Here is a 13324-nt window from a genome sequence, read left to right on the forward strand (position 1 = left end):
GGTAGGGAATGTCAGGATTTGAGCTTTTAAATGATAAACAAAAAGAAGCAGTACTTTATACAGAAGGTCCTCTCCTTATAATTGCAGGTCCAGGATCTGGAAAGACAAGGACACTTGTAGAAAGAGTTCTGTATCTTCTTAATGAAAAAGAAGCAGAACCAGAAAATATACTTCTTGCAACTTTTACAGAAAAAGCATCACGGGAACTTATAACTCGTGTTTCAGAAAATATAAAACATAATTTAAATTTAAGTGAAATGTATATAGGAACAATTCATTCAATATGTTTGAGAATAATAGATGAAAATATAGAAAAATCATTTTTAAGAAAAAATTATAAAGTTCTAGATGCTTTGGAGCAGAGATTTTTTCTTTATTCAAAATTAAAAAAATTTGAAAATATTGAAGGATATGAAAATTTTTTCCTAGGAATGAATGCTTCAAACAGCTGGAAAAAAGCTGGAATTCTTCAGAAATGGATAGACAGAGTAAATGAAGAAAAATTAGGAAACGAAAAAATAAAAAAATCTTCAAATAAAAAAATTGTATTTTTGAATAGTGTGCATGAAAAATATAAAGAACTTCTTTTTGAAGAAAATACAGTAGATTTTTCTAATATTCAGTTAGAGTGTTTTAGGTTACTTTCTGAAAATAATGATATTTTAGAAAATCTAAGAGAAAAAATAAGATATATAATGATAGATGAATATCAAGATACAAACACAATTCAAGAAAAATTATTTCTTCTTATTGCAGGAGAAAGAAAAAATATATGTGTTGTGGGAGATGATGATCAGGGAATATATAGATTTAGGGGAGCAACTGTAAAAAATATTCTTCATTTTCAAAAAAACTTTGAAGAGGGAGAATGTAAAAAAATAGAACTTGATATAAATTATCGTTCTAATGAGGATATTGTTAATTTTTGTAATCTTTGGAATAAACAACTTAACTGGGATGGCTGGAGATACTCTAAAAACATTGTATCAGGAAAAGAAAGAATAAATAAAACTCTTGGAGTTATAAAAATATCAGCAGACTTAGAATACAAATGGGAAGAAAAACTATATCGTTTTATAGATTATTTAAAAAAAACAGAAAGAATAACAGACTACAATCAAGTAGCTTTTCTTTTTAGGTCAGTGAGAAATTATAGGGTTTTAAGACTTATGGAAGCCTTGGAACACAGAGGAATTCCTGTGTATTCTCCTCGTTCTGAAATGTTTTTCCAAAGAGAAGAAATAAAGTTTTTAATCGGTCTTTTTATTATGATATTTCCTCAGACAAAAAATCTTATATTTACAAAAGGATATGGAATAGAAGATTATTATAAAGAGTGCTATGAAATTACTAGAAAAATTATAAAAACAGATAAAAATTTAATAGAATATATGAAATCTGTGAGAGAAAAATTTGAAGATGAAGAATGTGAAATAAAATCTCCAAGTTTTCTTGGAATTTTTTATGGACTTATATCAACCGGAACAGAGAGCATAAAAAGATATTTTAATCTTACAGAAGACCACATTATAAAAAATAGAAGCACATATAATTTTGGAATTTTTTCTAAAATATTAAGTAAATTTGATGATTTGTGCAATATAGAATATATAACAAAGAAAAATGCAGATAAAATAATAAACTATTTTTTCAATATTCATTTAAAATTTCTTATAGACAGTGGAATGGGAGAATATGAAAGTTTAAGAGAATATGCTCCTAAAGGTGCTGTATCTTTTCTTACAGTACATCAGGGAAAAGGTTTAGAATTTCCATGTGTAATAGTTGGATCACTGGAAGGGAATCCTACTGTAGAGGAAAATGAGGCACAGCTTAAACTTGAAATGGCTTTGACTGAAAGTTTTGAACCTGAATATAGAATAAAAGAATTTGATTTTTGGAGAATATACTATACTGCATTTTCAAGAGCACAAAATCTTCTTGCTCTTACATGTGTAGAAAATAGTTATAAACCAGTACCAAGCCTTCCTTTTAAGAGATTATATGAAGAATTAAAAGATGCTTCAGACAGTGACTTTGAATTTGCAAAGCTACATTTTGAAGATGTAAAAGAAATAAATATTAAAGATATTTTTGCATTTACATCCCATATAAGTCTTTACAATAAATGTCCAAGATTATATAAGCTTTATAAAAAATATGAATTTATTCCTGAGAAAAATAAAGGAATGATTTTTGGAACTCTTGTTCATGAAACTCTTGAAGATATTAACAGAAAAATATTTAAAAAAGAAAATATTTCTTTTGAAATTGTAGAAGAGATATTTTATGAAAATTATAAAAATATACAGAAAAAATATAAAATAAATATAGAAAAAGAGATTTTAAAAACAGGAGAAGAGAGCATAAAGGAATATTTAGAAAATTATTCTTTATTATATGATAATATAAAAGATATTGAAGTAAAACTTTCACTGGTAAAAGAGAAATATATTTTGGAAGGGATAGTAGATCTTGTTGTAGAAAAAGATAGTAAAATTGAGATAATAGATTTTAAAACTGGAAAGAGAAATGAAAACGAAAAGGCTTATATAAATCAGCTTGAAATATATGCTTATCTCATAGGTAAAAAATATAAAAGAGAGATAAAAAGAGGGAAACTTTATTATCTTGGAGAGAAAGAAAATAAAATAAAAGAGATAAATTTTACAGAAGAAAATTTAAGCAATGCAGTAAAAGATTTTGATAAAACAGCTGAAAAAATACTGGCAGAAAATTTTCAGTGCTTTTTTGAAGAAGGAAAAAGTCAATGCAGATTATGTTGGATGAAAGAGTTTTGTAAAAAAGAATCATTTAAAGAAGAAATTATATAAGGAGTAACTTATGTTTAAAGATAAAGATATTTATTTTGAGATTGAAGAATTTAATAATTTTAATATAAAAGCAATTTATACAACAAAAAGTATAGGAGATATAGATATCCTTTTTAAAGATGGAGAAAAAAGCAGTGAAAATATAGAAAAATATTTTGGTAAAAAAAATAGTATAGTTGTTTATGCAAAGCAAACTCATACAAATAATGTAATTCTTATAGATAAGGAAACAGATAAATATTTTTATGAAGAAGTTGATGGGTTTGTAACTAAAAGAAAAGATATAGTTCTTATGACTCAATATGCAGATTGTCTTCCTATATTCTTTTATGATAAAGAAAATGATGTAATAAGTGTTTGTCATTCTGGTTGGAAAGGTACTTTTCAAGAAATTTCTTTAAAAGCTCTTAAACTTATGGAAGAAAAATATAACTCAAAGAAAAAAAATATTATTGCAGCTTTAGGAATTGGAATTTCTTGTGAAAAATATGAAGTAGGAGAGGAATTTTATTTAAATTTTAAAAATAAATTTTCTGAAGAAATAGTTAATAAATCTTTTAAATTTTTTAAAGAAGATAATAAATGGCATTTTGACAATACAGAGTTTAATAGATTAAATCTTATAAAAAATGGAATCTTATCTGAAAATATAGTTGTTTCAGATGAATGTACATTTAAAAATGAAAGATTTCACTCTTTTAGAAGAGATAAAAACACTTACAGAAATGCAGGAATAATATTTTTTAAATAATATAGAATAAAAAAGGCTAGGAATACTTTAAAATATCCTAGCTTTTTTGTTTTCTAAATATCACTTAGAACTTTAATAACTTTTCCAACTGCATGGAAATTTTCTCCAGGCCCTATATAAATAGGCGCATAATTAGGGTTGTCACTTATAAGAGCAATATAATTTTTAGTAATTTTTAATCTTTTTACATAAGCTTGATCATCAATAAAAAATGCCCCTATTTCTCCATTTCTGATTTCAATATTTTTTTTACATATTATAATAGAGCCATCTTTTATTGTTGGTTCCATAGAATCTCCCACAACATTTACAGCAAAAAGACTGCTACTGTTTTTTAAACCTGGAAGGACAATATAATCTGTGATTTCATCATCACTGAAAGCTCCAGGCCCTGCAGAAATTCTTTCAAAAAGTGGTATTGCATTTTCAGAATTTCCAAGAAAATCTTGCATATTATTTTTTGTTTTAAGTTTTAGTTCTTCTTCAAGCTCATTTAGAGTATCAAGTATTACTTGAGGAGTTCTTTCAATAGCAGCAAGATAAAACATTTGTTTTTTCTCTTCTGAATTAAGCTCAAGTCCTTCAGCAATTCTTTCTAAAACTTCTCTGCTTGGTGGATTTTTTACCTCTCCTCTTTCTATAGAATTAAAATATGATTGAGTTATATTAACAAGTTTAGAAAATTTATTTTGACTGTATCCAAGTTGTTCTCTTCTTGATTTCAAAAAAGTAATAAAGTCCATACTATGCCTCCTTACATCTATTCATAGTTAATTGTACTATAAATTTTAATAGAATGCAACAAAATAAAAAATCTATTGACAAATATAGGTAAGAATATTATAATGGGTATATATAAAAAAAGATAACCTGTCAGTGATATTAATAGATATTTTATGGAGGTAATAATATGAAAATACTAATAAAAGATAAAAAATGGAATATGTTCATAGGAAATATGGTTTTAGTATGTGACATACATGAAAGTAATGGTATTTTCAGTATAGAATTTTTATATGGAGATAAAAAAGTATCTTTAAAAAGCAATAATATAGATAGAACTTTAAAATATTTAGAGAAATTATTTTTAGATACTGAAATACAAGTAAGCAAGAAAAGTGCATAAATTTTTAAATAAATTTCCAAAAAAATTCCGAGACAAAAATCTCGGAATTTTTTCTTTATAAATTATCTATAAATATAGATAGAAAAAATAAAAAACTTTTATTTTAAAATAGAATATATTTTATCCATGTCAAGATGTGTTCTCATAATTTTAGCAAGTCTTTTATATTCTTTTTCTTTATATGTTTCAAGGCTCATAAAATCAAAAAGAGGAGAAAGACCTTTATCTGTTCTTATTTTATTTAAAAGTTTTCTTGTAAATTTAGGTGAATCAAAAATACCATGTATATATGTTCCTATAATATTATCACGGCATACAAGACTAAAACCACCATCTTCTACAACAGAACAACTATTATCTCCTGTAGTAACTCCCTGATGAATTTCATAACCATTTATTTTCATTCCATTAAATCCTTTAAGTATTCCAGTACAGTTTTGAAGAACTTTATTTACTTGCTGTGTATATTTTTTACTTTCCATTTTTGTAGTAATATCAAGAAGACCAAGAGCTTCAATTTTAAGATATGAACTTTCAACTTGCTCTAAATCTTTAATGCTTTTTCCAAGCATTTGGAATCCACTATGTATACCTATAATTATTTTTCCCATATCAGCAAGTTCTTTTATTTTTTGTGCTATTTTTCTTTCTTTTATAAGGCTGAAATCATAAATAGCATTTTTACTTCCAGGCAGAATAATTATATCAAAAGTATCATTTAGCTGATCTGCTGTTTCAATATATTGTAAATTTACATCATCATACATAAGAAGTGATGTGAAATCAGTAGAATTTGAAAGTTTGTCAAATTTTATGACAGCTATATTAATATCTTTTTCATGAGAATGAGATGAAAGAGAATCGTATGTATAACTATCTTCTTTTTCAAGATTTATTTTAGTAAAAGGAATAATTCCTAAACAAGGAACATCAATTCCATGTTTCTTTAAAGCAGCATCCATTTGTGCTATACCTTTTTCAAGAAGAGATTCATCTCCTCTGAATTTATTTATGATATATCCTTTTATCCTATTTCTGTCAGGGGGATCAAGAAGCATTATTGTTCCATATATTGAAGCAAAAACTCCTCCTCTTTCAATATCTCCTATAAGAACTACAGGAGCATTTACAAGTTCGGCCATTCCCATGTTGACAAGGTCTACATCTCTTAAATTTATTTCTGCAGGGCTTCCAGCTCCCTCCATAACACATATATCAAATTCTTTTTTTAGTTTGTTATAATTTTTAAGAGCAATTTTTTTAAATTTTTCAGAATTGCTATAATATTCCTGTGCACTCATATTTTTGAAAGGAACTCCTTCAAGAATAACTTGAGAGCAATCTTCTCCTCCCGTAGGTTTTAGAAGAATAGGATTCATAAAAACACGGGGAACAACATTGCATGCTTCTGCTTGAACAACTTGAGCCCTGCTCATTTCTTTTCCGTCAATATCAACAAAAGAATTAAGAGCCATATTCTGAGATTTAAAAGGAGCAACTTTATATCCGTCCTGAGCGAAAATTCTGCACAGACCTGCAGTAAGTATAGATTTTCCTACAGATGAACCTGTACCTTGTAACATTATTTTTTTATGCATTTTGTCACCTCTGTTAAAAATGAAATTAACTCTTTTTCCTATAGTATAATATAAATTTTCATAAAAATGAATTTTTTTTTCTTATTTATAAAAAAATGCAAAATAAAAGAGGGGGGCTTTTCCCACACCTCTTTTATTTTGTACTTATGGACTATAGACTATTTTCCATAAACTGTTTTGTTGAACTCAGCTACTGTCTTTAACACTTCTTCAGCAGTTGTCTGCTCAAGAACCCTTTCTACTAATTTTTCACATTCTTTTTTATCAAGTGACATGATATTTTTTTTAATTCTAGGAACTGAAATAGCTGACATAGAGAAAGCATCAAGTCCCATTCCAAATAATATTGCAGTAGCATTTTCATCACCGGCAAACTCTCCACACATAGAGATAGTTATACCTCCAGCATGAGCTCCGTCGATGGCACATTTTATTGCCTGTAATACAGCAGGGTTATATGAGTTGTATAGGTGAGATATCTGTTCGTTTCCTCTGTCTACAGCTAATGTATATTGTGTTAAGTCGTTAGTACCTATTGAGAAGAAGTCACACTCTTTTGCAAATGATGCTGCTCTAAAACATACAGCAGGAGTTTCTACCATTATTCCAAGCTGAATATTTTCATCAAAAGCAATTCCTTCAGCTCTTAATTCTTCCATACATTCTTTTAAGATTGCTCTTGATTTTCTTACTTCATCAAGAGATATAATCATAGGAAGCATGATTTTTATATATCCAAATGCAGAAGCTCTAAGTAAAGCTCTGAATTGAGTTTTTAATATTTCAGGTCTGTCAAGACAAACTCTTAAAGCTCTCCATCCTAAAAATGGATTTTCTTCTTTTGGAAGTTCCATATATGGAAGAGATTTGTCTCCTCCAATATCCATTGTTCTTATAGTTACAGGTTTTCCTTCAAGAGATTCAGCAACAGTTTTATAAGCTTCAAACTGTTCTTCTTCACTTGGGAATCTGTCATTATTCATGAAAAGGAATTCAGTTCTGTAAAGTCCAATTCCTTGAGCACCGTTTCTTAAAAGTCCGGCTACATCTTTAGGAGATCCAATATTTGCCCATGCTCCTACTTTGATACCATCTTTTGAAACAGCATCTTTATCTTTAAGTTGTTTTAAAAGTTCTTTTTCAGCTAAATATTCTTCTCTTTTAGCTGTGTATATTTTCAATTCTTCTTCGTCAGGATTGATAATAGCAATACCTTCAATAGCATCAACTATAATATCCATTCCTGTAGAAGCCTCACTGCATATAGAACCAGTTCCTACAACAGCAGGAAGTTCAAGAGATCTTGCCATAATAGATGAATGTGCAGTTTTTCCTCCAATTTCAGTTACAAAGGCAATTACATTTTCAAGATCAAGCTGTGCAGTATCAGATGGAGTAAGATCTTTAGTAATTACAACAGAATTTTTAGGCAGATTTGATAAATCAATTATTTCAGTTCCTGTTACATTATAAAGCCATCTTTTTCCTATATCTTTTAAGTCAGCTGCTCTTTCTCTTAAATAAGGATCTTCAAGATTTGCAAGCATTTCACAGTATCCATTTATTCCTTGCTCAAGAGCATATTCAGCAGTGATGTTTTCATCTTCTATAAGTTCTATAACTTCATCAAAAAGATCTTCATCTTCTAAAAGAGTAATATGTCCATCAAATATGGCAGCTTTATCCTCTCCTAAATTTTTAGCTGTTTTTTCTCTAATCGCAAGAAGTTGTGCTTTAGTCATTTCTCTTCCACGAAGAAGTTTATCCTTTTCTATTTCTAGGTTTTTAGCTTCGTTTGTATCAATGAAAAGTTCATTTTCTTTATATAAATAAACTTTTCCAACAGAAATTCCAGGTGATGCAGGAATTCCTTTTATTACTTTACCCATGTTAAATACCTTCCTTTATAATAAAATAGAATATTCTTTGAAAAAAAAGAGAGGAATAGAGTATACAATATTCCTCTCTGGAGTTTAATTAGTCTTTTAAGTTAGCAAGAAGTTCTGCTAATTTTTCAACAGCTTCAGTTTCATCAGCACCATCAGCGTGAACAGTAACTTTTGCTCCTTTTTTAATACCTAAAGATAAAAGTTTTAAAAGAGAAGTTCCTTTAACTCTTTTTCCTTCTTCATTTTCAACTTCAATTGCTGAAGAGAAAGTTTTTGCTAAACTAACAAATTCATTTCCAGGTCTAGTGTGAAGACCAGTTTCATTTGTTATTTCTACAGTTTTGCTACATGCCATTTTTTTTCACCTTCCTAAAATATTAAAATTACTTTGAATTATACATTTATACAAATAAAAATTAATTTAAACAGCAAATATAGGATATATGATTTTTCTCCGTTTGTCAACCTTTTAAGCGGGCTTATTGCTGAAAAATTAAAATTTTTACCATAGATTGATTAATAATAGAGCAAATTAATTTTTATTAAAATGTCTTCTTCTTTCATTATCAGTTAGATATTTCTTTCTTAATCTGATGAAGTTAGGAGTAACTTCTACATATTCATCTTCAGATATATAATCAAGTGCTTGTTCAAGAGTAAGTTTTCTTGGAGGAGCAAGTTTTACAGCATCATCAGAACCAGCAGCTCTTGTATTTGTAAGTTTTTTTGTTTTACATACATTTACAACAAGGTCATTTTCTTTACTGTGTTCTCCAACAACCATTCCTTCATAAACATTTACTCCTGGATCTATAAACATTTCTCCTCTATCTTGAAGAGCATTTAAGGCATAAGCAACAGAAACACCTGTTTCAGTTGCGATAAGAACACCTTTCTTTCTTCCTGAAATTGGTCCTTTGAATGGTTCAAAATCATAGAAAGAATGGTTTAATATTCCAGATCCTTTAGTGTCAGTTAAGAATTCATTTCTGTATCCGATAATACCTCTTGAAGGAATTTTGAATTCAAGACGAGTATATCCATCTTGTCCAGGAGTCATAGAAATAAGTTCTCCTTTTCTTCCTCCAAGCTTTTCAATAACTACTCCTGCAAATGTTTCATCAACATCTACAACAGCTATTTCAACAGGTTCATAAGTTTTTCCATCAATTTCTTTAAAAATAACTCTTGGTTTTGAAACTTGAACTTCATATCCTTCTCTTCTCATGTTTTCAAGAAGTATAGATAATTGAAGTTCTCCTCTTCCTTTTACTGTAAAGGCATCAGGAGAGTCAGTAGCTTCTACTCTCATACTTACATTTTTTTGAAGTTCTTTTTGAAGTCTGTCCCAAATATTTCTTGATGTGATATATTTTCCATCTTTTCCTGCAAAAGGAGAGTTATTTACCATAAAAGTCATAGCAAGTGTAGGTTCATCAATACTTATTAATGGAAGTGCTTGCGGATCATTAACATCAGCAATAGTTTCTCCGATATCAAGTCCTGAAAGTCCTGCAATAGAAATGATTTCTCCAGTTGTAGCTTCAGGAATCTCAACTCTGTTAAGTCCTTCGTAACCATAAAGAAGAGAAACTTTTCCTTTTATCATTTTTCCATCTCTTTTTATTAACATAACTTCTTGATTTTTTCTTATTTTTCCGTTATGAATTTTACCTACAGCAAGTTGTCCAACATAGTTATCGTATTCTATATTAGTGATAAGGAATTGAAGAGGTTTATTTTCATCTCCTTCAGGATCATCAACTTCACTTAATATAGTTTCAAAAAGAGGAACCATATTTTCACTAGGATCATCTAGTTCTTTTTTAGCAAAACCTCCTTTTCCAGAAGCATATAAAACAGGGAACTCAAGCTGATGTTCATTAGCATTAAGTTCTAAGAATAGGTCGTATACCATGTATAAAACTTCTTCTGGTCTTGCATTTGGTCTGTCAACTTTATTGACAACAACGATTGGTCTGTGTCCTTGTTCAAGTGCTTTTTTAAGAACATATTTTGTTTGAGGCATAGGTCCTTCAAAAGCGTCAACAAGAAGAATAACAGAATCAACCATTTTCATTATTCTTTGTACTTCTCCACCAAAGTCAGCATGCCCTGGAGTGTCTACGATATTGATTTTATAATCTTTGTATTTAACAGAAGCATTTTTAGAGAAAATTGTAATTCCTCTTTCACGCTCAATATCATTTGAGTCCATTACTCTGTCACTAACTTTTTCCAATTCATGTGCCCCGAATACCCCAGCTTGTCTTAAAAGACAGTCAACAAGAGTTGTCTTACCGTGGTCAACATGGGCAATAATTGCGATGTTTTTAATTTTCATAAAATATTCCTTCCTTATTATATAATTAATAATATTTATATCCTTTTAAACGATTATTCTTTAAAGAGGCAAGCCCTAGAAAATGGTTATCATAATAAACTCTATACATACCATCATTTCCATTAAAGATAAGAGTATTGCCATTTAAAAAAAGTGTATGATTTTTTTCTCCTGAAATAGTGATTTTTGGATAAGTAAAATAATTTTCAATAGAAGTGATAAAATCTGTATTTCCTTCATGTTTCAAAGTTTCAATTTCATCAAGAGTAAAACTATCTTCAATAGTTTTTACTCCTACTTTTGTTCTTACAAGTGAAGTCATAACTGCAAAAGTTTTAAGTTCTTCCCCAATATCATATATAAGAGAACGAATATATGTTCCTTTTGAAACTTTACACTTCAGAAGCCCTTTTTTTCCATCAAACTCTAAGACTTCAATATTTTCAATGAAGACATCTCTTGCTTCCCGTTCAATGATTTCTCCTTTTCTTGCAAGATCATAAAGTTTTTGGCCATTAATTTTTATAGCAGAATACATAGGAGGAACTTGCTTTATATGTCCTGTAAACTTTTTTAAAACTTCTGTAAATTTTTCTGAACTTACAGAAAAAACTTCTGATTTATCTGTTACAGTACCTTCTGTATCATATGTATCAGTTTTATATCCAAGTTCAAAACCAGCAATATATTCTTTTGAAGAAGCTTCAATATCTTGAGCAAGTTTTGTTGCTTTTCCTACACAGACAAGAAGAACTCCTTCTGCCATAGGATCAAGAGTACCTGTGTGTCCTATTTTTCTCAGAGATAAAATTTTTCTGAGTTTTCTGATAACATCAAAGGATGTTATGCCTTTTGGTTTATTAACATTAATAATTCCTTCCAAAAAATCAACTCCGTTCTATAAGTCAGAGATAATTATATCATAAAAAACATAAGATTAAAATAAAAAAAGAGAGGTCTGCTCTCTTTTTTTTATTATGTTCTGTTTTAAAAATTAAAGTTCAGTATTTATATAATTTTATTTTTTTATTTTTTCCATATGATATCTGTTGCTAGGACTCCATAAAAGATATTGGTGAATTCCTAAATCTTCTAAGGCTTTTATTTGTGCATTTATTTCTTTTACATCATAAGTTATATGACCTTTAACCCATCTTGCTGTAAAATCTTGTATCCATGGTCTAATCTCAGCAGGATTATCTATGTTTTCATTTCTATTTACAGAATCAAGAGTACAGTAATAAATAGTTTTATAAGGTTCTGCATCAGGAACAGAAATTCCATATGCTCCATTTATATAATGGCTTGGATACATCATAGGAGAAATATAATGAACATATCCACTTATAGCTTCCCAATATTGTCCAAGTCCCATATCATCTCTGAAAGTTCCTATTTGACCATAAATATCTGCATTTATATAAACATGAAGAGGAGTAAGTTCTTCCCATGCATATTTTAGATATTTTTGAATTGTAACAGGCTTTGAATCATTTTCAGGATTTCTGTAATCAAGATATGCATCAAGTTTTCCGCCATTTGATGCAGGAAATCTTACATAGTCAAACTGAATTTCATTAAATCCTACTTTAGCAGCTTCTTTTGCAACAGCAATATTATATTCCCAAAGATTTTTATCATGAGGAGAAACCCAAATTATGCCATCTTTATTCATAAAAGGTTTTCCTGTTTTCTTTTCAATAATTGCTTTATCAGGATTTTGCTTTGCATATACAGGATCTTTAAAAGATACAATTCTTGCAATAGTATAAATATTATTTTCTTTTAATTTTTTTATAAAAGAATTTATATCTTTAATATAAACTTTTGAAAAGGCTTTAGGATTATATTTTAAAATAGAATCATCCATTTTCCAAAGAAGTTGTCCACCATCATCTTTTACATCAATTACAAAAGCATTTATATTTGTTTCTTTTGCAAGCTGAATAAGAGAATCAAGTTTTCTTTCTGAAGAAGCAGAATAAACAGTAAGATAAACTCCTTTTACATCAATTCTTGGATTATCTGGAAATTCAACTTTTTCTGGGAAATTATTAAGCTGCATTCCTTTCCATGATTTTGGAAGATTTTTTAATGCATCTGAATGAAGATTTTTTTCCAAAATCCATCCATCTTTTTCTTTTAAGTCTTTTCTGTATTTCACATGAACCCAATGTTCATATTCTTTAGGCTCTTGTAAATTATTTTCTGGAAGAGAAACTTCTTCTTTCTTAGAAATTTCAGTTTTTTCAGTAAAAATTATTTTTACCTTTTCATCATCATTGACAAAAGGCTTTTCAACTTTTTTAGGTTTCGCAGGAATAACTTTATTTGTATTTCCTTTTTGAACTTCATTTTTATTTTCTTTTATGATTTCTATATCTTTTCTTTCTGTAACAAGAACTCTTGTATTTTGTCCTAATGTATCAATAATTTTTTTAGTTTCAGGGGAGTCTAGTACAGTTGTTTTTAATTTTGTTGTGTATAAAAATTCTTTTGGTGGAATTTTTTCTGCAGGAACAGAAACTTCAACTTTTTCTGCAGGGATTGATTCTCCACTGCTGTTTCTGCAAGATGCAGCAGTTAAAGAGATAGCTATTATAGAAAGAATAGTGATAAAAGTTTTTTTATTAAAAAATTTCAAAGTAATCCTCCTGATATATATTTTAATCTAAATTATTAGGATTATAGTATATCATATTAACTGCTGTTTTAGGCAAAAAAATTCTGTTTTAAGAAAAAATTTAATATTTTTGACTTTTGTAAACAGTAAAGTTATAAT

Annotated in this window: 10 protein-coding genes; 3 read left to right on the forward strand and 7 right to left on the reverse strand. The window is 28.5% G+C overall.

All coding sequences use genetic code 11. The features are described from left to right. Nucleotides 1–8 precede the first annotated feature (8 nt). Complete coding sequence (locus I6E17_RS00300; protein ID WP_235234874.1) at nt 9–2834, forward strand: ATP-dependent DNA helicase; 2826 nt, start codon at nt 9–11, stop codon at nt 2832–2834. Between the two features lie 10 nt (nt 2835–2844). After that, entirely contained in the window at nt 2845–3585 is a 741-nt protein-coding gene (gene pgeF / locus I6E17_RS00305) for a peptidoglycan editing factor PgeF (protein WP_235234876.1), read from the forward strand. A gap of 53 nt (nt 3586–3638) precedes the next feature. On the opposite strand, the gene I6E17_RS00310 is transcribed toward pgeF, so the two are convergent. Continuing rightward, complete coding sequence (locus I6E17_RS00310; RefSeq protein WP_176829072.1) at nt 3639–4328, reverse strand: helix-turn-helix domain-containing protein; 690 nt, start codon at nt 4326–4328, stop codon at nt 3639–3641. Nucleotides 4329–4495: 167 nt separating this feature from the next. Here I6E17_RS00310 and I6E17_RS00315 point away from each other — a divergent pair, with 167 nt between their 5' ends. Beyond that, entirely contained in the window at nt 4496–4711 is a 216-nt protein-coding gene (locus I6E17_RS00315) for a hypothetical protein (RefSeq protein WP_176829073.1), read from the forward strand. A 98-nt stretch (nt 4712–4809) separates the two neighbouring features. Here I6E17_RS00315 and I6E17_RS00320 read toward each other — a convergent pair whose 3' ends face one another. The 6 genes from I6E17_RS00320 to I6E17_RS00345 form a co-directional block, all read right to left on the reverse strand. Next, nucleotides 4810–6309 (reverse strand): cobyric acid synthase, encoded by a 1500-nt coding sequence (locus tag I6E17_RS00320; RefSeq protein ID WP_235234878.1) that lies wholly within the window; start codon nt 6307–6309, stop codon nt 4810–4812. A gap of 158 nt (nt 6310–6467) precedes the next feature. Further along, on the reverse strand, nt 6468–8198 hold the full coding sequence (gene ptsP / locus I6E17_RS00325; RefSeq protein ID WP_235234879.1) for a phosphoenolpyruvate--protein phosphotransferase: 1731 nt from the start codon (nt 8196–8198) through the stop codon (nt 6468–6470). Nucleotides 8199–8286: 88 nt separating this feature from the next. Further along, on the reverse strand, nt 8287–8553 hold the full coding sequence (locus I6E17_RS00330) for an HPr family phosphocarrier protein (protein WP_176829076.1): 267 nt from the start codon (nt 8551–8553) through the stop codon (nt 8287–8289). 177 nt (nt 8554–8730) lie between these two features. Then, a complete protein-coding gene (gene typA, locus I6E17_RS00335; RefSeq protein ID WP_176829077.1) occupies nt 8731–10542 on the reverse strand; it encodes a translational GTPase TypA in 1812 nt (603 codons plus the stop codon). Nucleotides 10543–10567: 25 nt separating this feature from the next. Further along, nucleotides 10568–11425, reverse strand: a complete 858-nt coding sequence (gene truB, locus I6E17_RS00340) for a tRNA pseudouridine(55) synthase TruB (protein WP_235234880.1) — start codon at nt 11423–11425, stop codon at nt 10568–10570. Nucleotides 11426–11560: 135 nt separating this feature from the next. Continuing rightward, complete coding sequence (locus I6E17_RS00345; RefSeq protein ID WP_235234881.1) at nt 11561–13186, reverse strand: putative glycoside hydrolase; 1626 nt, start codon at nt 13184–13186, stop codon at nt 11561–11563. Nucleotides 13187–13324 lie beyond the last annotated feature (138 nt).

It is taken from the genome of Fusobacterium perfoetens (assembly GCF_021531595.1).
In the GTDB taxonomy this organism is placed as follows: domain Bacteria; phylum Fusobacteriota; class Fusobacteriia; order Fusobacteriales; family Fusobacteriaceae; genus Fusobacterium_B.